At 70.9% G+C, this 25599-nt stretch carries 23 protein-coding genes and 1 riboswitch; of the genes, 4 read left to right on the forward strand and 19 right to left on the reverse strand.

Annotation, left to right across the window (positions count from 1 at the left end):
- The first annotated feature begins 8 nt into the window (after positions 1-8).
- Genes IE198_RS01310 through IE198_RS01320 form a run of 3 tightly spaced genes read left to right on the forward strand, consistent with a single transcriptional unit; the run spans position 9 to position 3096 of the window.
- Positions 9-815, forward strand: a complete 807-nt coding sequence (locus IE198_RS01310) for an STM4013/SEN3800 family hydrolase (protein WP_189882748.1) — start codon at positions 9-11, stop codon at positions 813-815.
- Positions 812-2158 (forward strand): STM4012 family radical SAM protein, encoded by a 1347-nt coding sequence (locus IE198_RS01315; RefSeq protein WP_189881719.1) that lies wholly within the window; start codon positions 812-814, stop codon positions 2156-2158. Before IE198_RS01310 ends, IE198_RS01315 begins: the two co-directional genes overlap by 4 nt.
- An 8-nt stretch (positions 2159-2166) precedes the next feature.
- The gene (locus IE198_RS01320; protein WP_189881721.1) at positions 2167-3096 is read left to right on the forward strand and encodes an STM4011 family radical SAM protein; all 930 of its coding nucleotides are present in this window, start codon (positions 2167-2169) and stop codon (positions 3094-3096) included.
- On the opposite strand, the gene IE198_RS01325 is transcribed toward IE198_RS01320, so the two are convergent.
- Both IE198_RS01325 and IE198_RS01330 read right to left on the reverse strand, forming a co-directional pair.
- Complete coding sequence (locus tag IE198_RS01325) at positions 3057-3848, reverse strand: SGNH/GDSL hydrolase family protein (RefSeq protein WP_189881723.1); 792 nt, start codon at positions 3846-3848, stop codon at positions 3057-3059. The two genes, IE198_RS01320 and IE198_RS01325, sit on opposite strands and share 40 nt — an antisense overlap.
- A gap of 173 nt (positions 3849-4021) precedes the next feature.
- Positions 4022-4969 carry a M23 family metallopeptidase gene (locus tag IE198_RS01330; RefSeq protein WP_189881725.1) on the reverse strand — a complete coding sequence of 316 codons (948 nt, stop codon included), beginning with the start codon at positions 4967-4969 and terminating at the stop codon, positions 4022-4024.
- A gap of 2 nt (positions 4970-4971) precedes the next feature.
- Positions 4972-5130, reverse strand: a riboswitch (cyclic di-AMP (ydaO/yuaA leader).
- Positions 5131-6381: 1251 nt separating this feature from the next.
- On the opposite strand from IE198_RS01330, the gene IE198_RS01335 reads away from it, so the two are divergent.
- Complete coding sequence (locus tag IE198_RS01335) at positions 6382-7194, forward strand: tyrosine-protein phosphatase (RefSeq protein ID WP_189881726.1); 813 nt, start codon at positions 6382-6384, stop codon at positions 7192-7194.
- Between the two features lie 9 nt (positions 7195-7203).
- Here IE198_RS01335 and IE198_RS01340 read toward each other — a convergent pair whose 3' ends face one another.
- The 17 genes from IE198_RS01340 to IE198_RS01420 all read right to left on the reverse strand — a co-directional run bounded on the left by IE198_RS01340 (position 7204) and on the right by IE198_RS01420 (position 25373).
- Positions 7204-7377 carry a DUF6126 family protein gene (locus IE198_RS01340; RefSeq protein ID WP_373299759.1) on the reverse strand — a complete coding sequence of 58 codons (174 nt, stop codon included), beginning with the start codon at positions 7375-7377 and terminating at the stop codon, positions 7204-7206.
- A complete protein-coding gene (locus tag IE198_RS01345; protein WP_189881728.1) occupies positions 7377-7979 on the reverse strand; it encodes a helix-turn-helix domain-containing protein in 603 nt (200 codons plus the stop codon). The genes IE198_RS01340 and IE198_RS01345 overlap by 1 nt, the downstream gene beginning before the upstream one ends.
- Positions 7980-8043: 64 nt before the next feature.
- The gene (locus tag IE198_RS01350; RefSeq protein WP_189881729.1) at positions 8044-9438 is read right to left on the reverse strand and encodes an aspartate aminotransferase family protein; all 1395 of its coding nucleotides are present in this window, start codon (positions 9436-9438) and stop codon (positions 8044-8046) included.
- A 42-nt stretch (positions 9439-9480) separates the two neighbouring features.
- Positions 9481-10500: an adenosyl-hopene transferase HpnH gene (hpnH, locus tag IE198_RS01355; RefSeq protein WP_189881730.1), complete on the reverse strand. Its 1020-nt coding sequence runs from the start codon at positions 10498-10500 to the stop codon at positions 9481-9483.
- A 5-nt stretch (positions 10501-10505) separates the two neighbouring features.
- Positions 10506-11159: a phosphorylase family protein gene (locus IE198_RS01360; RefSeq protein WP_189881731.1), complete on the reverse strand. Its 654-nt coding sequence runs from the start codon at positions 11157-11159 to the stop codon at positions 10506-10508.
- Positions 11159-13195 (reverse strand): squalene--hopene cyclase, encoded by a 2037-nt coding sequence (gene shc, locus IE198_RS01365; RefSeq protein WP_189881733.1) that lies wholly within the window; start codon positions 13193-13195, stop codon positions 11159-11161. Before shc ends, IE198_RS01360 begins: the two co-directional genes overlap by 1 nt.
- Positions 13196-13363: 168 nt before the next feature.
- A complete protein-coding gene (locus tag IE198_RS01370; protein ID WP_189882750.1) occupies positions 13364-14440 on the reverse strand; it encodes a polyprenyl synthetase family protein in 1077 nt (358 codons plus the stop codon).
- 38 nt (positions 14441-14478) lie between these two features.
- On the reverse strand, positions 14479-15867 hold the full coding sequence (gene hpnE / locus IE198_RS01375; RefSeq protein WP_189881735.1) for a hydroxysqualene dehydroxylase HpnE: 1389 nt from the start codon (positions 15865-15867) through the stop codon (positions 14479-14481).
- Positions 15868-16030: 163 nt separating this feature from the next.
- The gene (hpnD, locus tag IE198_RS01380) at positions 16031-16981 is read right to left on the reverse strand and encodes a presqualene diphosphate synthase HpnD (RefSeq protein ID WP_189881737.1); all 951 of its coding nucleotides are present in this window, start codon (positions 16979-16981) and stop codon (positions 16031-16033) included.
- A complete protein-coding gene (hpnC, locus tag IE198_RS01385) occupies positions 16978-17898 on the reverse strand; it encodes a squalene synthase HpnC (protein ID WP_189881739.1) in 921 nt (306 codons plus the stop codon). Before hpnC ends, hpnD begins: the two co-directional genes overlap by 4 nt.
- A gap of 435 nt (positions 17899-18333) precedes the next feature.
- Positions 18334-19107: an ABC transporter ATP-binding protein gene (locus IE198_RS01390; RefSeq protein WP_189882752.1), complete on the reverse strand. Its 774-nt coding sequence runs from the start codon at positions 19105-19107 to the stop codon at positions 18334-18336.
- 13 nt (positions 19108-19120) lie between these two features.
- Positions 19121-20050, reverse strand: coding sequence for an ABC transporter permease (locus IE198_RS01395; protein WP_189881741.1), 930 nt, complete (start codon positions 20048-20050; stop codon positions 19121-19123).
- An 87-nt stretch (positions 20051-20137) separates the two neighbouring features.
- Entirely contained in the window at positions 20138-21022 is an 885-nt protein-coding gene (locus IE198_RS01400; RefSeq protein WP_189881743.1) for a glycosyltransferase family 2 protein, read from the reverse strand.
- A complete protein-coding gene (locus tag IE198_RS01405) occupies positions 21019-21798 on the reverse strand; it encodes a CDP-alcohol phosphatidyltransferase family protein (RefSeq protein ID WP_189881745.1) in 780 nt (259 codons plus the stop codon). Before IE198_RS01405 ends, IE198_RS01400 begins: the two co-directional genes overlap by 4 nt.
- Positions 21776-22837, reverse strand: a complete 1062-nt coding sequence (locus tag IE198_RS01410) for an iron-containing alcohol dehydrogenase family protein (protein ID WP_189881747.1) — start codon at positions 22835-22837, stop codon at positions 21776-21778. The genes IE198_RS01405 and IE198_RS01410 overlap by 23 nt, the downstream gene beginning before the upstream one ends.
- Complete coding sequence (locus IE198_RS01415) at positions 22825-23562, reverse strand: phosphocholine cytidylyltransferase family protein (protein WP_189881748.1); 738 nt, start codon at positions 23560-23562, stop codon at positions 22825-22827. The genes IE198_RS01410 and IE198_RS01415 overlap by 13 nt, the downstream gene beginning before the upstream one ends.
- Entirely contained in the window at positions 23559-25373 is a 1815-nt protein-coding gene (locus tag IE198_RS01420; RefSeq protein WP_189882754.1) for a DUF5941 domain-containing protein, read from the reverse strand. Before IE198_RS01420 ends, IE198_RS01415 begins: the two co-directional genes overlap by 4 nt.
- Positions 25374-25599 lie beyond the last annotated feature (226 nt).

Genomic DNA, 25599 nt, shown 5'->3' on the forward strand with positions numbered 1-25599 from the left:
CGCCCGACATGAACGAGGTCGTCGGGCGGGACGATCTGCTGCTCGTCACGCTCGACACCCTGCGCTTCGACGTCGCCGCCGAGCTGGCGGCCGAGGGCCGGATCCCCCATCTGGCGCGTCATCTTCCCGGTGGCGTCTGGGAGAAGAGGCACGCGCCGGGCAGTTTCACCTACGCCTCCCATCAGGCGATGTTCGCGGGTTTCCTGCCCACCCCGGCGACGCAGGGGCCTCATCCGAGGCTGTTCGCCGCCCGGTTCGCGGGCAGCGAGACGACCGCGGGCCGTACCTTCGTCTTCGACACCCCGGACCTTGTCTCCGCCCTCGCGGGGGCCGGCTACCGCACGGTGTGCATCGGCGGTGTGGGGTTCTTCAACAAGTTGGGACCGCTGGGCTCCGTGCTGCCGGGTCTGTTCCAGGAGAGCCACTGGGAACCGGAGTTCGGCGTCGCCTCGCCCACGTCGTTCGAGGCACAGGTGCGGCGGGCGGAGCAGGTGGTGGCCGCGCTGCCGGCCGACCGCAGGCTGTTCCTGTTCGTCAACGTGCCCTCGCTGCACCAGCCCAACTGGTTCCATCTGCCCGGCGCCACCCGCGCCGCCGGTGACTCGCGTGCGACGCACGCCGCGGCCCTCGAGTACGTGGACCGCCACATCGGGCGGCTCTTCGCCGCCGCGAGCAGCCGCCGCCGCTGCTTCGCGATCGTCTGCTCCGACCATGGCACCGCCTACGGCGACGGCGGTTTCACCGGCCACCGGCTCGGCCACGAGGCCGTCTGGACGGTCCCCTACGCCCACTTCTTCCTCGAGGCCTCCGCATGAGCACCCCCGTCCCGCAGTTCCTGCCGCGCCCCTACCAGAGCTACGTATACGCCTATCCGCACAAGACGGCCTACCGCTCCCTCGGCGACAGCCTGCCCGCGCTGCGCGAGCTGTGGGCGCACGAGCCCAAGGACGCCCTCTCGCTCTATCTGCACATACCGTTCTGCGAGGTCCGGTGCGGCTTCTGCAACCTGTTCACCAGGATCGGCGCTCCCGACCAGCTGACCGGGCGTTACCTGGACGCGCTCGACCGCCAGGCAGCCGCGGTGCGCGAGGCGCTCGGGGACGACGGCCCGGTCCGGTTCGCGGCAGCCGCGTTCGGCGGTGGCACACCGACGTTCCTGACGGCGGGTGAGTTGGAGCGGCTCTGCGACATCGCGGAGAAGCGGATGGGGGCGGACCTGACGGCGGTGCCGCTCTCCGTCGAGACCTCCCCGGCGACGGCAACGGCCGACCGGCTGGCCGTGCTCGCCGAGCGCGGCACGACCCGCGTCAGCATCGGCGTGCAGAGCTTCGTCGACGTGGAGGCGCGGGCCGCGGTCCGTCCGCAGCGCCGGGCCGACGTCGAGGCCGCGCTCGGCCGGATACGGGACGCCGAGATCCCGGTCCTCAACATCGACCTCATCTACGGCATCGACGGCCAGAGTGAGCGGACCTGGCTCTCCTCGCTCGACGCCGCCCTCGGCTGGGAGCCGGAGGAGCTGTATCTGTATCCGCTGTACGTACGGCCGCTGACCGGTCTGGGCCGCCTCGGCGCCGCGGCCGACGCCGCCTGGGACGAGCAGCGGCTGCGGCTGTACCGCACGGGCCGCGATCATCTGCTCGCCCGCGGGTACGAGCAGGTGTCCATGCGCATGTTTCGCCGCGCCGGCGCCCCGCCCTCCGGCGCCGACGACCACGCTTGCCAGACGGACGGCATGATCGGGCTGGGCTGCGGCGCCCGCTCCTACACATCTGCCCTGCATTACTCCTTCGACTATGCCGTCGGCATGGGTGAGGTACGGCGCATCATCGACGACTTCACCACCACCATGGACTTCTCCCGCGCGGAGGTGGGCCGCCGGGTCGACGAGGGCGAGGCGCGCCGCCGCCATCTCCTCCAATCACTGCTGCAGGCGGAGGGTATGGAGGTGGCCGGCTACCGCGAGCGGTTCGGCGCCGCTCCCGCCGACCACTTTCCGGCGGAGCTGGAGCGGTTCGCCGCGCTCGGCTGGCTTGACTCGGCCGCCGCCCCCGGCCGGTTGCGGCTGTCTCCGGAGGGACTGGCCCATTCGGACGCCCTGGGTCCCGAGCTGTTCTCGCCCGCGGTGCGCGCCGCGATGGCCGCGTACGAGCCGAAGTGAGCGGGGCCATGGATCTGACCGTGCTGTACCGGGGCCCGCTCGCCTCGTGCGACTACGACTGCCCCTACTGCCCGTTCGCGAAGCGGCGCGACAGCCGGCAGCAGCTTCGCGCCGACCGGGCGGCGCTGGAGCGCTTCACGGCGTGGGCCGCGGCGCAGACCGATGACCGGCTGTCGGTGCTGTTCACCCCGTGGGGGGAGGGCCTGGTCCGCTCCTGGTACAGGAAGGCACTGACCGAGCTGTCGCATCTGCCGCACATCCGCCGGGTGGCGATCCAGACGAACCTCAGCTGCCGCACCGATTGGACGGCGGACGCGGATCCGGCGAAGCTCGCCCTGTGGTGCACGTATCACCCCGGGCAGACCCCTTATGACCGGTTCATCACCAAGTGTCGGGATCTGATGCGGCGGGAGATCCGGTTCAGCGTCGGCATCGTCGGCTTTCCCGCCCACCTCGCGGAGGCGCACAGGCTCCGCGCCGATCTGCCGCCGCACATCTACCTGTGGGTGAACGCGCCTGAGGGCCACGAGCTCTCCGACGCCGAGGCCGAAGCCTGGACGGAGCTGGACCCGCTGTTCCCCTACAGCCGCCGTCCGCACCGCTCCGCCGGGCTGCCGTGCCGCACCGGTGAGTCGGTGATCTCGGTGGACGGCGAGGGGACCGTCCGGCGCTGCCACTTCGTCCGCGCCGAGCTGGGCAATCTCTACGACGGCTCGTACCGCCGCGCGCTGCGCCCCCGGGGGTGCCCGCTCGCCGTGTGCGACTGCCACATCGGCTACGTCCACCTGGAGACGCTGCCGCTGTACGACGTCTTCGCCGGCGGCGTCCTCGAACGGATCCCCACGTCGATTCCCCCGGCGCACTCCCCGGTGCCCCCCGCGCTTGACCTCCTGCGCGCTCAGAGCGGTAGCAGGTCCGGGCGCTTGGCCTCCACATGATCACCGGAGCTCTCGCCGCGCAACCGCCGCCCGATCCACGGCACCAGGTGCTCACGCGCCCACTGGATGTCGTCCCGGCGGACCTCCAACGCCCCGCGCGGGGGCAGCGGCGGCCACGGCTGGTCCGGGTCGGCCGGCACCTCCAACCCGAGGACCTGCGCGGCGCGGAGCGCGACCCGGGTGTGCCCCTCGGGTGACAGATGCAGCCGGTCGGCGTCCCAAGCACGCCGGTCCTGGACGGACTTGAGCGACCACAGGTCCAGCACCGGGCAGTCGTAGCGGTCTGCGATGGCCCGCACATGGGCGGTGTACGTGGCGATCCTGCCGCGCAGATGGCGCAGGACCGGCACATCGCGAGTGTCGAAACCGGTGGTCACCATGACGGTGCCGACCGAGCCCGCGAGGTCGGCGACGGCCCGCTCGAAGCGTTCGGCCACGTCGTCCGGGTCGGAGCCGGGCCGGATGATGTCGTTGCCGCCGGCACAGAAGGTCACGAGGTCGGGTGCGAGCTCGCGCGCCCTCGGCACCTGCTCCTCGACGATCTGGTCGAGAAGCCGCCCACGGACGGCGAGATTGGCGTACCGGAAGGAGTGCTCCGGAATGCGGTCGGCGAGCAGGACCGCGAACCGGTCCGCCCACCCGACGAAGCCTCCGTCGGGTCCGGGGTCGCCCACGCCCTCGGTGAAGCTGTCACCGATCGCCGCGTACGACCCGAATGCGCCACTGTTCTCTGTTCTCGAATCGTCTGCCACGGGAGCACATCTTTCCTTCACGGATGTGACCTACGCGACCGTAAGGAGGGGTTGACGTGGAGTGATCTTTGCCACCCGTCAAGTTTCGACCAAGCCGGAATACGCGGAAGTCCCCGCTCCGCCGGTGCGGAACGGGGACTTCGCGACAATTGCCGGACGGCGTGCCGCAGGTATCAGACGGAGACTCCGTGCTCGCGCAGATAGGCCAGCGGGTCGATGTCCGAGCCGTAGGACGGACCGGTGCGCACCTCGAAGTGCAGGTGGGGACCGGAGGAGTTGCCCGTGGAGCCGGACAGACCGATCTGCTGGCCGCCGGTCACGGACTGGCCGGTGGAGACGGCCAGGGAGGAGAGGTGGGCGTACTGGGAGTAGGTGCCGTCCGAGTGCTGGATGACGACCTCGTTGCCGTACGAGCCGCCCCATCCGGCGGAGACGACGGTGCCCGCACCGATGGCCTTGACGGAGGTGCCCGAGGAGGCGGCGAAGTCCACGCCGGTGTGGTAGCCGCTGGACCACATGGCGCCGGAGGCGCGGTACGGCGTGGTGACGGCGGCGTCGACCGGAGCGGTGAACCCGGAGGAGGACGCGGGGGCCGAGGCCTCCTTCGCGGGAGCTTCCTTTGCGGGAGCCTGCTTCGCGGGAGCCTGCTTCTCCGGCGCCTCGGGCTCGGGCGCGGCGGACCGCGAGTCGTCACGCGAGGGGCGGGTCTGGGACTCCGAGCGGGGCTCGGGGTCGTTCTTCGCCTTGGACTTCGCGCCGATCGTCAGCTCCAGACCCGGGTGGATCAACGAGGGGTCGGAACCGATGGCGCGGCGGTTGTCGTTGAAGAGCTGCTTCCAGCCGCCGCGGACGTTCTGCTCTTCGGCGATCTGCGACAGGCAGTCGCCGGCGACGACGGTGTACGTCTTGGGGGCCTTCTTGGCGGCCGGCAGGGCCGACTCGGCGACTGCCGGGGCAGCGGCCTTGTGCGGCGCGGCGGCCGGAGCCGCCGCCGGGGCGGCGGTGGCGGTCGTGGCGCCGAACAGCGGGAGCGCGATGGCGGCGCCGCCCGTACCGGCGACGACGAAGCCGCGGGTGAGGGGGTTGGACTTGGGACGACGGTGCTTACCCTTTGCGGGCATGGCGCATTCCTCTCCGGCGCCTGCGAGGTGAGCTGTCGGGTTCGGGCTGGAGATGCCCGGTCGCGCATATTGCTCGACTTCACCCCAAGCCGTCCGAATTTTCCGGAATCGGCGTACTACCTGGGTCCCCCGCTCCTGCCACACGTGGGTGGGTTCGAATTCCGGCCGGCGGCAGGATTAGGCGGTCCGTCCGGATTGAGCGTGACCGTAGGTGAGTAGGGCAGTCATGGACAAGCCGCAATTTTCCGCGATCAATGGAAAGCATTGAATCACTCGGGCATTTCCGGTCACCCTCCGTGGACGACGCCCCTTCAATTACCTTGCTGCCCAAGGAATTCATCGCCCGGCTCCCGCCACACAACGTCACGGATATGACGCTGCTCACCAACCGGAACCCATCTCCCCTGCTTACGGGGCACGTTATACCGAACCAGCCAATTCGGACAGAAGCAGCATTTGACCCTCTAGTTCCGTAAAGGGGATTCGGCGAAAACGGATCATCTCCGCCACAGCATCTGGCGCCCGCGACCATCGCACAGCGTGGCGCCGGGATCCCCCTCCAGCTCGGTGTGGAGTCCGTCCATGGCGCAGCAGCGCCCCACCCCGATGGACGGCTCCGGTGTCCACGTATGCGTGAGTGGCCGCCGGGCCGATGGGCCACAGCCGGAGCGCCGGCGGCAGCGCCGTGGCGCAGCGCTTCCAGCGGCGCGAAAACGACCGTCTCGTCGCCCGGACGTACCGCACGGCGCTGGGCCCGCCTCCGGAGTCGGCAGTGGGTACGGCTCGCCGTACGGGAACTGTCCGCATTGACCATCTACGGCTCCGCACGGATGCCGAAATGCCTGCCGGGCGCGTGCACTTCACGGGCGAGCGGCGCCGGCTCTCGGGGAAGCGGTCCGGATTCGGTGTCTGCGTGCGGACCGGCGGCACCGGGCACACGAAGGAGGACCGCCTGCGACGGGGAACTCCTCACGGCGGTCCAGCGGGGACTCGAAGGCCCCCCGGGGCTTCCGGCCCCTGCGCCGCCGGCGCTTCGACGGCGGCACTTCGGCGTCGCCGTCGGCGGGGCGTCGGCGGCGGCGGGGCGTCGGCGGCGGTGACGTGCGTCCCCCGGCGCAGAGGTCAGCTCGTCCACGTCGGCGAGGGGAAAGCGCACTCACGAGCCCGGAGAGGACCCGCATACGCCCCATTTGCCGACGCTCTCGGCCACCCCACCCCTCAGATTTTCACAGAATCAAACAGCCTCGAACATCAGGGCGGGAGCCTGGCAGCCGCAACGCCATGGAGTCGCGGAGGGTGTCAACCCCCTTACCCCAAGGCCAAGATGATTGCCTGATGAATCCGTGTCGTATGGTCGAGGCCGCTCCGTCGTCGGCGAGCAGCGCCGGCCACTGTCCCCCGAAGGAGTCCCCGTGACGCAGCAGCTGCCGCAGGCCCCGTCGTCAGAGCCCGACCTGACCGGTGTGCGCAACTTCCGCGACGTGGGCGGACTGCCGACCGTGGACGGGCGGCGGGTGCGTCCCGGCAGGCTGTTCCGCAGCGGCCACCTGGCACACGCGTCGGCGGCCGACGCCGCGTTCCTGTCGACGCTCGGCCTCCACACGATCTTCGACTTCCGCAACGCCGCCGATCAGCGGCTGGAGGGGCCGGACATCGAGCTCCCCGGCGTGCGCAACATCAATCTGCCGCTGAGCGACCCGGCGGACGGGGCCGAGTTCTGGAAGATGGTCCGCGAGGGGAACCTGGACCAGCTCAAGGCGATCCTCGCCGACGGCAAGGGCGCCGGACGCATGATCACCTCTTACCGCATGATCATCAAGGAGCGGACCGGGGAACACAGCCAGGTGCTGCACGCCCTGGCCGAGGACAGCGTCCCGGCCCTGATGCACTGCGCCGCGGGCAAGGACCGTGCCGGGCTGTCGATCGCCGTCTCCCTCCTCGCCGTCGGAGTGGAGCGCGACGCCATCGAGGCGGACTACCTCAAGTCCAACGACCCGCACCGGCGTTACAAGGTCCGGCGCAGCGACAGCTCGCCCGACGCGATGTCCCCAGAGGTGATGGAGCTGCTCAGCCCGCTCTTCGACGCCCGGGCGGAGTATCTGGCCGCGGCGTTCGACGCCATCGAGGAGCACTGGGGCACGACGGAGCGCTATCTCAGCGAGGGCCTGCGACTCGCCCCGGCGACGCGTGAGCGCCTGCGGGAACGGCTCCTCGAAGAGGGCTGAGCCGAAGGGCTACCGGTTCTGGCCGCCGACCAGGAACAGCAGGTAGAGGAAGCCCGCGATGATGTGGCCCGCGATCAGATAGGCGAAGAGCCTGATCACAAGACCGCGGGGGAACCGCTCCTCATGCGGGCTGTCACCGGCTGAGCCGCGCGGGTCCAAGGGGTCGTGCGACATGTCGTGGATCACTTTCCTTGCCGGTCGGGGAGGGGGTGCAGCTCCGGTGCCTGCAGAAGAGTGTGCACGAACAGCAGTTCCGCACCCTCGGGAGAGTCCGCCGCGATGCGGTGCGGTGTGATCGAGTCGAAGTGCGCGCTGTCGCCGGGGGCCAGTTCGTGGACGGCGTCCCCGAGACTCAGGCGCAGCCGTCCGGCGACGACGTGCAGCCACTCCTCGCCGGGGTGCACCCGCACGAGGTCGCCCTGGACGCCGTGAGGGACGAACACCCGCAGGGCCTGCATCGCCCGTCCCGGGCTGCCTGCCTGGTGGTAGTCCCAGGCGCCGGCCGGCACGGGCTCGCGGTGGCGTCCCCGGATGACCGGTTCGCGTTCCGGTGGCTGTTCACCGAGCAGTTCGGCCACCGTCGTACCGTAGATTCGGGCGAGGGCGAGGAGCATCGGCAGGGAGGGCTGCCGCAGCCCCGTCTCGAGCCGTGACAGATGGGCCGGCGAGAGGCCGGCCCGCCGGGCCGCGGCCTCGAGGGTGAGCCCTCGGCGGCGGCGCAGCTCGCGCAGCCGGGGTGCCATCTCGGGCAGGCCCTCGGCCGCCGATGCGGCTGGGGTCGTCATGGCTCCATTGCGCCAGAGGATTGCCCGCGAGACAAATTTCTTGCCTCACGGGCAAATCCCCTGATCAACGGTGGGCGACCGCCTGCTTCACCAGGGTCTTCCCGAAGTCCCACATCAGACCGCCACTGCCGTGGGCGTCGTCCATCACAGCCGTGAAGGCCGCCACGAAGCGGTCGACCTCCCGCTCGCCGATGATCAGCGGTGGGATCAGCTTGATCACCTCCATGTGGTCGCCGGAGACCTGGGTGAGGATGCGGTGCTTCTGGAGCAGCGGGACCACCACCATCTGCGCGAACAAACCCTTGCGGGCCGCCTGCAGCACCGTCCAGCGGCTGCGCAGTTTGATCGAGTCCGGACGCCCGAACTCGATGCCGATCATCAGCCCGCGCCCGCGGACCGCATGCAGGAGCTCGTACCGGTCGACCAGGGCCGCCAGCCGGGCGCGCAGCAACTCACCGGTCACCCTCGCGTTGGCCACGATGTGCTCGTCCTCCAGCACCGACAGCACGGCGAGGCCCGCCGCCATCGCCTGGGCGCCTCCGCCGAAGCTCGCCGAGTGGACCAGCACCCGGTCCATCGACGAGTAGACCCGTCTGAAGATCCAATCCCTTCCGAGGGTGGCGCCGACGGGCACATAGCCGCCCGACAGGGCCTTGGCCACACAGACGAGGTCCGGCTCGACACCGGCCTCGTACTGGAACCCGTAGAAGTCGCCCGTGCGCCCCAGGCCTGTCTGCACCTCGTCCACGATCAGCAGCGCCTTGTACTTGTGCAGCAGCTCCTGCGCGGCGCGCAGGAATCCCGGCGGAGTCGGGTACACACCCTTGCCCTGGATCGGTTCCACGACGAAGGCCGCCACGTCACCGCGCACGAGTTCACGCTCGAGCGCGGCGAGATCGCCCATCGCGATCGCGGTGTCGGGCAGCAGCGGGGCGAACCCCTCACGGAAGCCGGCCTCGCCGTTGACCGAGAGCGCCCCCGCCGTCAGCCCGTGGAAGGCGTGCGTGCAGTACACGACGCGCGGCCGGCCCGTCGCGTACCTGGCGAATTTCAGCGCCGCCTCCACCGCCTCGGCCCCGCTGTTGCCGAAGTACACCCGCTCCAGGTGCGGGGTATGAGTCAGCAGCTTCTCCGCCAGCAGGCCGGGCAGCGGCTGGCAGTCGAAGCGGGTGAGATCGGCGAGCGAGGAGTCGAGCACGTCGTGCAGGGCCTTGCGTACGACCGGGTGGTGACGGCCCAGGCCCATCACCCCGAAGCCCGCCAGCATGTCGAGGTAGTCGTTGCCCTCGGTGTCGTAGAAGTAGGCCCCCTGGGCCCTCTCGTAGATCTTGTCGAAGCCGATCGTGCGCAGCATGCGAGGCAGTTGGTGGTTGAGGTACCGGGCGTGCAGCTCGTAGCGCTCACCGCCGCGCCGCGCCAGCAGGTCCGCAAGATCGAAGCCCTTGGGCTGCTCGGTCATTCCTCGGCTCTCCTGATCAGATCGCCTGCCGTTGCAGGACGCTCACCGGCCGCCCGAGAGCGTCTCGCGGGCGGCACGGAGGGACTCTTTCAGCGAGCCCATGGTGGCGAGCACGGCGGTGGGTTCGTAACCGCAGTGAGCCATGCAGTTGGCACAGCGCGGGTCCTTTCCACGGCCGTACTTGTCCCAGTCGGTCTCCTCGACGAGCTCCCGGTACGTGGGGACATAGCCGTCACTCATCAGATAGCAGGGACGCTGCCAGCCGAAGAGAGAGTAGTTGGGGATCGCCCAGGCGGTGCAGGGGAAGTCGGCCTTCCCTTCGAGGAAGTCGAGGAAGAGCGGAGAGTGGTTGAGCCGCCAGCGCCGCCGGTTGCCGCCGGCGAAGGCCTTCCTGAACAGCTCCCTCGTCTGTTCGACACCGAGGAAGTGCTCCTGGTCGGGGGCCTTCTCGTAGGCGTACGCGGGCGAGATCATCATCTCGTCGACCTTCAGGTCGTCGTTGAGGTAGTTGAGCACCTCGACGACGGTCTGCGGGGTGTCGGTGTTGAAGAAGGTCGAGTTGGTGGTGACCCGGAAGCCGCGGCGCTTGGCCTCCTCGATCGCCGCGACCGCCTCGTCGAACACGCCCTCCTTGGCGACCGATTCGTCGTGCCGCTCGCGCAGCCCGTCGATGTGCACGGCGAAGGCGAAGTACGGGGAGGGGGTGAACTTGTCGATCTTCTTGCGCAGCAGCAATGCATTGGTGCAGAGGAAGACGTACTTCCTGCGGCGCACCAACTGCCTGACGATCTCGTCGATCTGGGGGTGCATCAGCGGCTCGCCCCCGGCGATGGAAACCATCGGGGCACCGGACTCCAGCACCGCTCCGACCGCCTGCGCCACCGGCATCCGCTGCTTGAGCACCCCTGCCGGATGCTGGATCTTCCCACAGCCCTCGCAGGCGAGATTGCACGCATAGAGCGGCTCGAGCTCGACGATCAGAGGGAACTTGTCGCGTCTGCGGAGCTTCTGTTCGAAGAGATACGTACCGACCCTGATGGTCTGGCGGAGCGGCATGGCCATCTGGCTCACCTCCTGGGGAGCAGCAAAGAACGGTGCCATTCAAAGAAAGCGGGCATCACAGCACGGAGAACACGGAAAGCTGATATTCCGCCACGAAGTGTTCCGATACGCACCAGTTCGTGTTCGGGAGCGTCCACGACCACCCGGACGGCCGCAAGCGGGCGCGGTCCGGCCTCCAGGGCACTGCTGAGCGTGGCAGCGGACTCCATGTCCGCCGCGATCGCGCCCGTCCCCAGCAGCCGTGCGCGCTCATGACCTCTGACGACGTGGTCCACGCCGGTCAGCGGACCGGTGTGGACCGTGCGGCCGGGTGCGGCTCTGGCGACGGCCTCCGCCAGCAGCTCCGTGTTGGTGCAGGCGGTGGGCGACCCGCCGAGCCTGACCTCCTCCACGACCACCAGATCCCCCGGGTGCATCCCGGGGGCGAGTCCCGCACAGAAGCCGGACGCGACGACCGCCGCCTCCGCGAGCGCCGTGGTCCGGCAGGCCACGCGTACGGCACGCCCCGCGTTGACCGGCCCCATCCCCGTACGGAGAACCGTCACGTCACCCGCGGCGCCGCCACGGTCACCGGCGCGCAGGGCGAACTTCTCGATACCGAGCGCGCAGGCGATCAGCAGCGGGACGGCAGAGCCGGACGGCTTGCTGGAGTCCGCCATCAGCCCCCCTCGCGGGCGCCCGAGCGGGCACCCGCGCGGCCGGGAAGCTTCTCCCCGTACACATAGCGGCCGAGTGCGGTGAGCGGGAAGACCTGCCGGTACAGGTGGTAGTTGATGGAGAAGTCCCAGGGGAAGCCGGTGCCGGTGAAGTACGGCTCGTCCCAGGAGCCGTCCGGCGCCTGCGTCTGCGCGAGATGGGCGACGCCCCGTTCGACGGCCTTGCTCTCCCGCTCCCCCGCCGCCAGCAGCGCGAGCAGCGCCCAGCCGGTCTGGGATGCCGTGGACGCGCCATGGCCGATCGACCTCTCTTCCCGGTAGGAGCGCAGGTCCTCGCCCCAGCCGCCGTCCTCGTTCTGCACGGATTCCAGCCAGGCGACGGCACGCCGGATCGCCGGGTGGGAGCCGGGCAGCCCCGCCGCGGTCAGCGCCGGCACCACAGCGCCCGTCCCGTATACGTAGTTGACGCCCCAGCGGCCGAACCAGGCTCCGTTCGCCTCCTGATGGGCGAGCAGCCACCGGACGCCCCGCCGGGTGCGCGGGTCGTGGGCCATGCCCTCGTGGGCCAGTATCTCGACGACATGCGCGGTGACGTCCGCGGACGGTGGGTCGATGACCTCCCCGAAGTCGCAGAACGGAAGCCGGTTCGGGAACGGGCTGGTGTTGTCCGCGTCGAACGCCCCCCATGCGCCGTCGCGGGACTGCATGCCGAGGTTCCAGCGGGTGCCGCGCGCCACGGCGGCGTCGACCCGCTCCGGGTCCGGGTGCTTCACCCGCCGCAGGGCGAGGACGACCTCGGCCGTGTCGTCGATGTCCGGGTAGTTGTCGTTGTGGAACTCGAACGCCCAGCCGCCGGGGCCGAGCCCGGGCCTGCGCACCGACCAGTCGCCGGGCCGTACGACCTGCTCGCTGAGCATCCAGTCGGCCGCTTTCACCAGCGCCGGATGGTCGGCGGGCAGTCCGGCGTCGGCGAGGGCGATGGTCGCCAGGCAGGTGTCCCAGACCGGGGACTGACAGGCCTCGATCATCCGCACGGGGAGGCCTTCCTCCTCGTGGTGGACGGCGAAGCGGTCCAGCGACTCGAGTCCCGCCCGCATGACGGGGTGCTCGAGGTCGTAGCCGAGCAGGTGCAGGGCGATCACCGAGTACACGGCCGGGGGCTGGATGCCACCCCAGCAGCCGTCGTTCTCCTGGCGCTCGATGATCCAGCGGGCCGCCGCGTTCATGGCGGCCCGGCGCAGCCGGCGCGGGGCGACCTTGTGGTAGGCGTGCAGCGCCTTGTCGGCGCGCTGGAAGAAGCCGTCCCAACTCGCCGCAGGCGCGAGGCGCTTGCCCGGGTTGGGCAGGGCGCGGTCGGTGTGCAGCTCGTCCAGGGCGAACGGGGCGGGCCGTACGGGGCGCTTCGCGGAGACGACGGTGAGCGGCACGATGGTCTGCCGCGCCCAGCAGCCGAAGTCGTAGATGTTCAGGGGGAACCACTTCGGCAGGAAGATCAGCTCGGGCGGCAGCTCGGGCAGGTCCTCCCACTTCCACCAGCCGAACAGCGCCAGCCAGATCCGGGTGAAGACCCGGCTCGCGGCGATGCCGCCCCGGCTGCGCACCCATGAGGCGGCGCGCTGCATGTGCGGGTCGTCCGGCCGGTCGCCGGCCAGCCGCAGGGCGACATAGGCCTCGACGGTGGTGGAGAGCTCACCGGGCCCGCCGTAGAAGGTGGCCCAGGTGCCGTCGTCCCGCTGCTGCCCACGGATGAAGCGGGCGGACGCCTCGACGGTCGCCGGATCCTGGATGCCGAGGAACTGCCGCAGCAGCAGGTCCTCCGCGTCCATGGTCACATTGGTCTCGAGGTCGCCCTTCCACCAGCCCTCGGCGTCCTGGCGTGCGAGCAGATGCTCCACGGCGCGTTCCGCGGCCCGGGCGGCCGCTTCCCGTAGGTCTGTGCCCGGCTCTGTGGTCCGGGCGGCACTCGTAGAAGTTGTTTCGCCGGCAGTGGCGGCGCCGCCCCTCAGGGGCCCGCTGCTTCCGTCGGTCGTCGCTGTCATGTTCTCCCCTTCGTTGCAGTGGTCTCTGCTGAGCCGGGGTCTGACGTCGGCCGGTGACACGATGGTCACCGGCCGGCGACGCGCTTCATATGGTGCGGCTGTTGCTCCGGTCGGTCCTGGACCGGGTGGGACACTGCCTGGCGGCGGCAGGGGCGGTAACGATGGCGATCATCTCTTTCGTACGACGACGAAGTCCGCAAGCGCGACGAGCTGGGCGCGAACCCGTTCCGGCATGTCGACGCCGCTGAGGGCCTCGATCGCGACGGCGTGCTGGCGGCGGGCCTCCTGGGAGGTCCACTCCCGGCCGCCGGCCTCCTCGATCAGAGCCGCCCGGGTGGCGAACTCCTCCTCGGAGAAGCTGTCGACGTCGTTGCTCTTGGCGTCGGCGGCGAGCAGTTCGCCGAGCCGCTCGGAGGCCGGGCCGCCGGCGGCGAGGGCCGCGACGACCGGCAGGGACTTCTTGCGCTGGCGCAGGTCGCTCCAGGTCTGCTTGCCGGTGGCGACCGGATCGCCCCAGATGCCGAGCAGGTCGTCGACGGCCTGGAAGGCGAGGCCGAGGTGGTAGCCGTACGACTCCAGCGTGTCCGCCGTGCGGTCGTCGGCGCCGCCGAGCACGGCGCCGATCGAGACGGCGCAGGCCAGCAGGGCGCCGGTCTTGTTGCCCTCCATCTCCAGGCACTCCTCGACGGTGACCCGCTCACGGTGCTCGTAGGAGATGTCCTGGGCCTGGCCGTCGATGAGCTTGCGCGTGGCCGTGGTGAGCCGGCGGGTCGCCCGCCCGGCCTCCACGGTGCCGATCTCCAGCAGCACCTCGTTCGCGAGGGCGAACAGCGCGTCGCCGACGAGGATCGCCTGTGCGGGCCCGTGCACCTTCCAGACGGTGTCGCGGTGCCGGCGCTGCTCGTCACCGTCCATCAGGTCGTCGTGCAGCAGCGAGAAGTTGTGCACCAGCTCCACGGCGACCGCCCCCGGGACGCCGACCTCGGGCGCTGCCCCGGCGGCCTCGGCGGACAGCAGCGCCAGCGCCGGGCGTACGGCCTTGCCGCCGTCGCCGTCGGAGGGCCGGCCCTGGGCGTCGATCCAGCCGAAGTGGTAGGCGGCGACGGTGTCCATGGGCGGCGCGAGCCGGCCCACGGCGGCGCGCAGCACCGGCGTGGACAGGGTCCGTCCGCGCTCCAGCAGCGCGGAGACGTCGACGCTCTCCGCACTCTGTGCGGTGTCGTCAGCCGGGTACGCCGAGTGCACTGTCGGCACGCTTACTCCTCTGGTTCCAGTACTGGTGCTCACGCCGCCTCCTCGAGCGGATGTTCATGGCGGCGGCCGAGCGCGGAGAGCGCGGCACCCGCAGCGCTGAAGCCGCTGCGCACGGCGCCCTCCATGGTCGCGGGCCAGCCGGTGGCGGTCCACGCGCCAGCAAGGTACAGGCCGCGGGCACGTGTGCGCGCAACCGGCCGCAGCCGTCCCACGCCGGGTGACGGTGCGAACGTTGCCGTCCGCTCACGGGTGACGAAGAAGTCCCTCACCTGGGCACCGCGAGCGGCGGGCAACAGCCGTTCCAGCTCGGGCAGATACCGCTTCCGCAGCACGGACACGGGCTCGTCGATCTCGTCCTGCGCGGCCGACTGGGAGACCGCGAGGTACTGGCCCTCCTTCGCACCGGACGCCGCGGTGCGGTCGAACACCCACTGGACGTGCGTGCCGAGAGCGGCGAAGAACGGGCGGCGCAGCACCTTGCGGTCGTACAGCACATGGACGTTGAGGATCGGGGCGGTGCCGATGTCGAGCAGCCGGTCCGGGTCCTCCAGCGCGCCGTCCGGGAGCAGCGCGTGGGCCTCCCGCTGTGCGACGGCGAGCACGACAACGTCGGCGTGAAGCTCCTCGCCGTCCACGACGACCTGCCAGCGTCCGTCCGCCGACCGGTTGATCTCCCGTACCCGGGTGGACAGTTCGGTGCGCACTCCTGCGGAGTCGAGGGCCTTGCGGGCGAGCGTGTCGTGCAGCTCGCCGAGGGGTACCCGGGCCCAGCCGATGTCGGCGGCGCCGGGCTCCGAGAGCAGTCCGGTCTTGAAGACCATCGCGGCGAGGCCCATGGACGCCTGCGGTGCCCGGGCGTTGAGCGTCGCCACGCCGACGAGGTCCCACAGGGCGGCCACGGCGCGCGGTGACTGGCCGTGGCGGCCGAGCCAGCCCGCGAAGTCGATGCCGTCCAGCGCCGGGTCGGCGGGGTCGAGCCTGCCGAGCGCGAGCGCGGCGCGCCCGACACCCGCCCGTTCCGCGAGGGAGAGGTGCGGGTAGCGGGCGAGGCTCGCGCCGAGGTGCAGCGGTACGGGCAGCGCGCTGCGCCGCAGTCGGCCGAGCCGCGGGCCGCCCTTGGCGGCGACGTCGAGCACGGGCACGTCCAGGCGGTTCTGGACCGGGGCGAGGTGGGCGCCGTCGATCCGGTCGAGAAACCAGCGGTAGGCGGTGCAGCAGCGCAGGTGGACGTGCTGCCCGTTGTCCACGGTGAGCGCGCCCCGCCGGAAGGAGAAGGCGAGCCCGCCGAGCCGCGGCCGGCTCTCCAGCAGGGTGACCCCCACACCGGCGTCGGCGAGCTGAAGCGCGGCGGTGACGCCGGCGATTCCACCGCCGACGACCACGGCATGCCGTGCGCCCAGGGTGTCGGGGGCCGTCATGATCGCGCCTCCCTCGTACGGGCCGTCGTCGATCTCTTCGGGCCGGGCGCGGCGAACGGCAGGCCGACGCGCCCGTACCCGCCAGGTCGGCCCGGGGCCGCCGTGCGGCGCCGGCTCGGCAGGGTGGTGCCCCGGTGAGCAGCGGGCGCACCCGTCCGGGGGATCATCGGCGGCCCCCTTGGGTCTGGCGGCCGATGAGGCGGGCGTCGAGGCCGGAGAGGCCGCGGACGGCGACGTATGCCTTTTCGCGCCCGGGCAGCGAGACCCGCCCGCGGAGCACGGCCTCCGGCTCGCGCTCGATGCGGTCGAGGAGGCGGCGGTAGATGCCGGCCATCGCCGCGACACACGCGCCGCTGCGCCGGTCGAGCATCGGCAGCAGGCGGTAGCCCTCGGCGAACAGGGCCCTGGCGCGCCGGACTTCGAAGTGGACGAGGCCGGTGAAATCGGCGCCGGGCCGCGGGGTCGTGCCGTGGAAGCCTTCTGAGCAACCGAACTTGGCGAGGTCGTCGGCCGGCAGGTACGTACGGCCGTTGGCGGCGTCCTCGGTCACGTCCCTGAGGATGTTGGTCAGCTGCAGCGCGAGCCCCAGCGTGTCGGCGTACTCGGCGGCGCGCTCGGATCCGCGCGCGCCGGGCTGGGTGCCGAACACGCCGAGCGAGAGCCTGCCGATCGCGCCCGCCACGCACCGGCAGTAGACCTTGAGGTCGTCCCACGTCTCGTAGCTCTCGCCGCGGACGTCCATCAGCACCCCGTCGATGAGCTCGTCGAGGCCGCCGAGCGGCAGGGGGAAGCGGCGTGCGGCGTCCGAGAGGGCGACGGCGACGGGGTCGGTGTCGTCCTCGTCGACGGCGCCCCGCCTGATGCGCTCGAGCAGTTCGCGCGTTCCTTCGAGACGGTCCTGCTTGGCCTGCGGCTTCAGCTTGCCGTCGCCGATGTCGTCGACGCGCCGCGAAAACGCGTACAGCGCCGACATGGCCTGGCGCTTGTGAGTCGGCAGCAGCCTGATGCCGTAGGCGAAGTTACGGGCCTGCTGCCCGGTGACGGCCTCGCAGTAGCTGTACGCGGCCTGCACCGGCGCGGGCACCACGGTCGGTCCCTCCATCGTCCGGCTCATCCCTCTCTACGCGCTCGTCGCAAGACAGCCCCTACTTCACGCAGCAGATTCGTCCTGGTTGCTCTGGGCGGCCCGGGCAGCACATCATGTCCGGCCGCGGCGATCGCGGCGAGGGCGGCACGCCCACCGGCGACGAAACCCGCCAGCAGCAGCCGCAGTCTGCCCTCGACGCTGCCGACCAGCGGCGTGCCCTCGTCCAGCAGCGCGCGGGCGCGCCGCCCCTCGTGGGCGACCAGGGCCCGCACCGACGCGTTCGCGGTGGGCGCGGCGAGGTCGGCCTCGGCCACGTGGAAACGTTTCATGCTCTCGGCCGGCAGATAGATCCGGTCGCGCGCCAGGTCCTCGGCGACGTCCTGGAGGTGCTCGACGATCTGCAGCCCGGTGCAGATCGCGTCGGAGCGTCGGACCCGCTCGGGGGTGGTGGTGCCGGTGATGCCGAGCACCAGGCGGCCCACGGGGTTGGCGGACAGCTCGCAGTAGGCGAGGAGGTCGTCGTACGTCTGGTAGCGGCGCACCAGCTGGTCCTGCCGGTTGGCGGCGATCAGCCCGAGGAAGGGCTCGGGCGTGAGCGAGCAGCGGCGGACCGTGGGGCGCAGGGCGTGCAGCAGCGGGTGGTGCGGCGCGGCGCCGGACGCGTCGAAGACCCGGCGCAGGTCGGCCTCGAAGGCATCGAGCAGGGCGAGCCGGTCGTCGGCCAGCTCCGGTGCGACGCCGAGGTGGTGGGCGTCCGCGCCGCCGGGCGCGAGGTCGCCGTCGCCGATGTCGTCGACGAGGCGGGCGTAGCCGTAGACGGCCATGAGGTCGTCGCGCCAGGCGCGGGGCAGAAAGAAGGGGGCGACGGGGAAGTTCTCGTCGGCCGCCTTGTCGAGGGTCGCGCGGGCGGGGACCCTCGCGCCGGTCCGCGCGGTGCCCGTCACTGCGCGCTGCCAGGAGCGGGGAACGGCACACCGCCATGAGCGGGGACGGCGAAGCACTCTCGGAGCTGGAGATTTCCCGTCATGGCCGTCACGTCTCCCGTTCTACACTGCCTACCCAATGCATCCCATTTCGGACACGCCGCCGCATACTGTGCCCCCCTGTGCGCCGCGCGGCGGCGACGGGTTCGGCCGGTCGGCCCACGGCTTATCACCCGACTTGCCGCGATCAGTACCGGTACAGCTTACGTTGTGCAACGCTCCCCGATGCCGCAGGGTGCCGCGCACACCGGAACGACGCGGCAATCGCGTCCAACCTCCTCGCACCGCACGGAACTTGACCGTACCTTGCCGAACCGTCAGCTGCCCGGGCGGTCGCACACGAAGGCCCCCGCCGCTCAGCCGCGGCGGGGGCCCTGCCGTCCGTGCGGACCGGGACTACTTGCCCGTCTCCTTCTCGTACGCCTTGATGACCTCGTCGGTCGGGCCGTCCATCAGCAGTTCGCCCTTCTCCAGCCACAGGACACGGTCGCAGGTGTCCCTGATCGACTTGTTGCTGTGGCTGACCAGGAACACCGTGCCGGCCTCCTTGCGGAGCTCCCTGATCCGCTCCTCCGAGCGGATCTGGAACCGGCGGTCACCCGTGGCCAGTGCCTCGTCGATCATCAGCACGTCGTGGTCCTTCGCCGCGGCGATGGAGAAGCGCAGCCTGGCCGCCATGCCGGAGGAGTAGGTGCGCATCGGCAGGGTGATGAAGTCGCCCTTCTCGTTGATGCCGGAGAAGTCGACGATTCCCTGGTAGCGCTCGCGGATCTCCTCGCGCGACATGCCCATGGCCAGGCCGCCGAGTATGACGTTGCGCTCGCCGGTCAGATCGTTCATCAGCGCGGCGTTGACGCCGAGCAGGGAGGGCTGGCCGTCGGTGTAGACCTTGCCGCTCTCGGCCGGCAGCAGACCGGCGATGGCGCGCAGCAGGGTCGACTTGCCGGAGCCGTTGCTGCCGATCAGGCCGATCGCCTCGCCGCGGTACGCGGTGAAGCTGACGCCCCGCACGGCGTGGACCTTGCGCACCCCGCGGGACTCGCCCTTGTCGCGGCGCAGGATCCGGCTCAGCGCCGCCGTGGCACTGCCCCGGCCGCCGCCGCCCGCGTTGACCCGGTAGACGATGTGCACGTCGTCGGCGATGACCGTCGGGACGCGTGCTCCGGCCATGTTGTCGTTGTTCTCAGCCACGGCCGTACCGCTCCTCAGCCTTCCAGAAGTACACGAAGCCCGCGAAACCGACCAGGACCGCCCAGCCCAGGCCCGCGGCCCAGACATGCGAGGGCAGGTTCTCGGAGCCGTAGCCGTCGATCAGCGCGAACCGGATGAGGTCCATGTAGACGGCGGCCGGGTTGTACATGAGGACTTCCGCGATCCAGGCCGGCTTGTCGGCGAGCATCACCGGGATGGAGAACATCACACCGGACGCGTAGAGCCAGGTCCGCATGATGAACGGCATCAGCTGCGCGAGGTCGGGGGTCTTCGCACCCAGCCTGGCCATGATCATGGCGAGACCGGTGTTGAACACGAACTGCAGGACGAGCGCGGGAACGGCCAGCAGCCAGGACAGCGCGGGGTAGCTGCCGAAGCCGACCACGATCGCCAGCAGCACGATCATGGAGAACAGCAGTTGCTGGAGCTGCTGCAGCGCGAAGGAGATCGGCAGCGAGGCCCGCGGGAAGTGCAGGGCGCGCACCAGCCCCAGATTGCCGGAGATCGAGCGCACACCCGCCATGACCGAGCTCTGGGTGAATGTGAAGGCGAACACACCCGTCACCAGGAACGGGATGTAGACGTCCATCGGCATGCCCCGGCTGGTCTTCAGGATCACTCCGAAGATCACCAGATAGACGGCGGCATTCAGCAGCGGGGTCGCCACCTGCCAGAGCTGGCCGAGCTTGGCCTGGCTGTACTGGGCGGTCAGCTTCGCCTGCGAGAAGGCAAGGATGAAGTGGCGCCGGCCCCACAGCTGCCTGACGTACGAGACCAGGCCCGGACGGGCACCGCTGACCGACAGCCCGTACTTTGCGGCGAGCTGCGACGGAGACAGCCCGTCGTCGGGCGATGGTGCGGGGCTCATCGCGACGGCACCGTCATGGGTTGTGTCACTCACAAGTTGAAACTTTCGTGTTCAAGATGCGCGGCAATTCGGGGCGCGGCCTCACCGGCCTGTCGCCCGATGCTCTCAGAGCCGAGCATGTCAGATGACAGGAGGTCGGCCCAGCCTGGTGAGACGCCACACCGTACGCCACTTCATCGGACGGCGCGGTCCGCAGGGGGTTCGCCAGCCCTCGGCGAAGCCGCCGAACCACGCCTTCAGCGCCGGGAGCGACGGGCGCCGCAGCAGGGTGAGCAGCACCCACACCGCCAGGTAGACGGGCACCAGCGGCAGGGGCAGGTTGCGGCGCGCGACCCACACCCGGTTACGGGCCACCATCCGGTGGTAGACCGCGTGCCGGGACGGGGGCATGGTCGGGTGGAGGAGCAGCATGTCCGCGCGGTACTCGATGGACCAGCCGGCGTCCAGCGCCCGCCAGGCGAGATCCGTCTCCTCGTGCGCGTAGAAGAACTCGTCCGGGAGCCCGCCGACCTCGCCCAGGACCTTGGTGCGCACGGCGTTGGCGCCGCCGAGGAAGGTGGTGACCCGCGAGGAGCGCATCGGGTCGGAGGCGCGCAGCCGCGGGACGTGGCGGCGCTGGGTGAGCCCGGTCTCCGGGTCGGCGATGCGGAAGCTGACGATACCGAGCCCCGGGTCGGCGTCGAAGGCCTCACGGACCAGCCGGGCGGTGCCGGTGTCGGGCAGCAGCCCGTCGTCGTCGAGGAAGAGCAGTACGTCGACGTCACGGCCGCCGGGCCCGAAGGCCTCGATCCCGACGTTGCGGCCGCCCGGGATGCCCAGGTTCTCCGGCAGGTCCACGGTGCGCACACCCTCGGGCACGTCGACCACGGGGGCGCCGTTGCCGACGACGACCACCTGGATCGGGTCGCCGTCCTGCTTCGCGACCGAGTCGAGAAGTGCGCGCAGTTCGTCGGGCCGGGTCCCCATCGTGATGACGACGGCGCCAAGCTTCAGCGGAGCGGTCATTTCAGCCTGCTCGACGCCAGGACGGAGACCAGGTGCAGCAGCGTCTGGAGCAGCGCGATACCGGCCAGCACGGCCACGCCGAGGCGGGAGAAGAACAGGTCGCCACGGACCTGGTCCAGCACGGCCAGCAGCAGGATGAGGAGGGAGGCCTCGATGCCGAGGACCAGCCGGTGGAACTTCAGTGCGGCAGCGGCCCGGCGGGCGAGGGCCACCCCCGAGGAGCGCGGCTCGGCCGCCGCCTCCTTCACCGGCGGCAGCCCGCCCTGGTGGCGGGCGACACCGACCAGGTCGGTCTCGGCCTTGATCAGGATCGCGCCGAGCGCGGCGAGGGTGCCGAGGAAGGCCCACAGCCAGTCGATCCGCCCGCTGCCCCACAGATCGGCGGCGCGCAGTCCGAAGCCGACCAGGACGGCGGCGTCGCACAGATAGGCGCCGACCCTGTCCAGGTACACCCCGGAGAGCGAGAACTGCTGCTTCCAGCGGGCGATCTCCCCGTCGACGCAGTCGAGCAGCAGATAGAGCTGTACCGCCACCACACCGAGGACGGCTCCCCATATGCCGGGCACCAGCAGGGCCGGAGCGGCCAGGACACCGGCGAGGGTCATCAGATAGGTCAGCTGGTTCGGCGTGATCGCGGTGTTCACCAGGTACCGGTCGACGCGAAGCGAGATCTCCCGCATGTACAGGCGCCCGGCCCAGTGCTCACCGCTGCGCCGGTCCTTCACACCCGCGGGGTGAACGACCGGGCGGAGTTCAGCTACTGATGGTCTTGGCATAGTCGGCGTACGCGTCCCTGATCTGGTCGTGGGTGAGGTCGAGGTGCTCAAGGATGGTGAAGCGGCCGGGGCGGGTCTGCGGCGCGTACTCGACAGCACGCACGAACTCGTCCGGGGAGAACCCGATCTCGTCGGGCGTGACGGGCAGCCCGTGCCGCCGCAGCACCTCGGCGAACAGGCCCGCCTGTTCGTGGGCGCCGCGCAGGTGCATCGCGAAGGCGGCGCCGAGGCCGCACTGCTCGCCGTGGCTCGCGGCGCGCTTGGGGTACAGCAGGTCGAAGGCGTGGCTGATCTCGTGGCAGGCGCCGGACGAGGGCCGGGAGTCGCCGCTGATCGACATGGCGATCCCGGACAGCACCAGGGCCTCGGCGAGGACGGTGAGGAACTCGTCGTCGCCGACGCCCCCGGGGTGACGCAGCACGGACTCACCGGCGGTACGGGCCATGGCGGCCGCCAGGCCGTCGACGTTCTCGCCCTTGATCCGGTGGGAGAGCTCCCAGTCGGCGATCGCCGAGATGTTGGAGATCGCGTCGCCGATGCCGGAGCGGACGAAACGAACCGGCGCCTCCCGGACCACGTCGAGGTCGATGACCATGGCGATCGGGGAGGGGACGCCGTAGGAGCCGCGGCCGTTGTCGTTGTCCAGGATGGAGATCGGCGAGCACAGGCCGTCGTGGGCCAGGTTGGTGGCGACGGCCACGAGCGGGAGGCCCACCCGGGCCGCGGCGTACTTGGCCACGTCGATGATCTTGCCGCCCCCGAGGCCGACGACCGCGTCGTAGCGGTTGCCCTTCATGTCGTCGGCGAGCTTGACCGCCGAGTCGATGGTGCCGTCGCAGACCTCGTACCAGTCGGCGCCGGTCAGGGCCGGGGCGACTTTCTCGCGCAGCTTCTGGCCGGAACCGCCGCTGATCGCGAAGGCCAGCCTGCCGGAGGACGAGATCCGCTGGTCGGCGAGGATGCCGGCCAGGTCGTCGAGGGCACCCGCGCGGATGTCGACGACGACCGGTGAGGGGATGAGCCGGGTCAGTACTGGCACGCGATCTCACGGCCCTTCGCGAGGTCGTCGTGGTTGTCGATTTCGACCCACTTGACGTCGCCGATGGGCGCCACGTCGACCGTGAAGCCACGGTTCACGAGCTCCTGGTAGCCGTCCTCGTAGTAGAGGTCGGGGTCCCGTTCGAAGGTGGCCCTGAGCGCGTCGGCGAGGTCGGCGGCCGCGTCGGGCTCGATGAGCGTGACACCGATGTACTCGCCGGTGGCGGTGGCCGGGTCCATCAGCTTGGTGATCCGCTGGACGCCCTTGCCCTCGGCGGTGATGACCTTCATCTCCTCGTCGGCGAGGTGCTTCACCGTGTCGAGGGCAAGGATGATCTTCTGGCCGTTGCCGCGGGCGGCGAGCAGCGTCTGCTCGACGGAGACGGGGTGGACGGTGTCGCCGTTGGCGAGGATCACGCCCTCGGCGATGACGTCACGGGCGCACCACAGGGAGTAGGCGTTGTTCCACTCCTCCGCCTTGTCGTTGTCGACGAGGGTGAGCTTCAGCCCGTACTTCGCCTCCAGCGCCGCCCTGCGCTCGTACACGGCCTCCTTGCGGTAGCCGACGACGATCGCGGCCTCGGTCAGCCCGATCTCCGCGAAGTTGCCCAGGGTCAGATCCAGGACGGTCGTTTCGCCGTCCACCGGCACGAGGGCCTTCGGGAGGGTGTCCGTGTAGGGACGCAGACGCCGTCCGGCACCGGCTGCCAGTACGAGGCCGATCATGCGGGTTCTCCTTCGTCATGTACGGCGGGTGCTTGTGAGGACACCCAGAAACGGATGCTCTCCACCAGCACCACGAGGGCCACGGCCACAGCGAGGACCGTCAGCGCGATGGTGAAGTCTGTGGCGCCCGGCAGGAGGGCGAGCAGCGTGACCGCGAGGACCCGCCCTTCGTGCCCGCCGATCGTCCGCACCAGCCAGTGCGGGGGCGCGCCGGTGCCACCGCGGATGCGGTACACCGTGTCGTAGTGATGGTAGGCGACAGCCGCAATCAGGCCGAAAGCCGCGGGCAATGCCCCGTTCACCCCCGCGTGGGCGGCGAGGACGAGGATCGTGCCGTACTCGGCGGCCCGGAAGACGGGGGGGACGAGCCAGTCGAGGGCGCCCTTGAGGGGGCGGGCGACGGCGATTCCCGAGGTGGCCGCGTACCCGAGGGCGGCGACGACCGTCCAGACGCTGCCGAATCCGGTGAACGCGGCGGTCGCCACCAGCGCTGCCGCACCGGCGACGGCCGCCGCGAGCGGTGCGATTCCCGGCAGGCTCCGCGCGGTGCGCGCGGTGACGCGGGCCACGGCCTCGGCCGCCGGTCCGGAGTCCGCGAGGTCGGCGAGCGCCTGGGCCGCGCGGTCGGTCCGGTGCGCCTTGCGCGTCAGGGAGCGCAGGACGCGGCCGGCCGTGGTGTAGCAGGCGGCGAGCGCGCAGCCGACGAGCAGGGCGCAGAAGACGATGCGCGGGGTGGTCACGGCGGTGAGCACGGCGATCATCGCCCAGCGTTCACCGATCGGGAGCACTATCATCCGGCGCAGCCAGACCGTCCAACCGACGCTGTCGAGTTTGCTGGACAGGGCTGCGGTGGGACTCGTGTTCGCGGTCGCGTCGTGGTTCGCCTCGTTGAAGGAGAAGTCCACGACGTGCCGGCAGGTCTGCAGCACCATCGCGCCCAGCGCGAGCGCCCATACGTCGTCCCCGCCGCGGGCCGCGCCGAGCGCGAGGCCCGCGTAGTAGGCGTACTCCTTGGCCCGGTCGAAGGTCGCGTCGAGCCAGGCGCCCATCGTCGAGTACTGCAGGGAGTAGCGGGCGAGCTGCCCGTCGGTGCAGTCCAGGACGAACGAGAACAGCAGGAGCAGGCCGGCCGCGACGAAGCCGGCGCGGGTGCCGGTGGCCGCGCAGCCCGCCGCGATCAGCGCGGTGAGCAGGGACGCGGTGGTGACCTGGTTCGGAGTCAGTCCCCGGCGGGCGCACCAGCGGGCGATGTAACGCGAGTACGGGCTGATGCAGAAGGTGGTGAAGAAGCCGTCGCGCGCCTTCACGGCTGAACGCAGCCGTACCGCCTCGTCGTCGACCGCCTCGACGGCGGCGCGCACCCGGTGCCGCTCCGCCGCCTCCGAGGGCACGGCGGCGATCAGGGAGCCCAGTTCGGGGTGGTGCACGGCCACACCCTGCGCCTCGAGCTCGGCGATGACGCTGTCGACGACGCCGTCACCGGCCACGGCGCCCGCTCCCGCGGGCACGGTGGCGGAGACCGCCCGTACCGCGCCCGCCAGCGCGACACGACCGGCCGGCTGGGCGGTGAGCGCTCCGGTGACCGAGGCGGCGGGGAAGCGCGGGTCGGTGAGCGCCAGCCGCAGGGCGTGCACATGGCCCACGAAGCGCGGATCGACCAGGGCGACCCGCTCGGCAGCGGGCACGGCCGAAATCAGTGCGGCGGTGTGCTCGGGGCCGTTGGCGACCCGCACGTCGAAGCCCAGCGACCGCAGATCGCCCTCGAGCGACGATCCGGGTGCGGGCGGACCGGTGAGGATGGCGGTCGACAGACGAACTCACTCCTTGGAGCTGACGGTGCTGGTGCACGGCGGCCCTGTCCGGCCCGGCGGTCGGGCGGCGGCACGTCGGCTGAGGCTATCGGATGAACGGAAGCCCGAGTTCACCGGCCGTTCACGCCCTGGCGGCCCGCCGAGATCATCATTGTCGATCGATGCCCCGCCCTCCAAACCGCGGGTTGCCCGAGGCGCCGGGAAGCACGGTGGGGCGGTCGCAACC

Origin of the sequence: Streptomyces xantholiticus, from assembly GCF_014651015.1 — a bacterium.
GTDB lineage: Bacteria > Actinomycetota > Actinomycetes > Streptomycetales > Streptomycetaceae > Streptomyces > Streptomyces xantholiticus.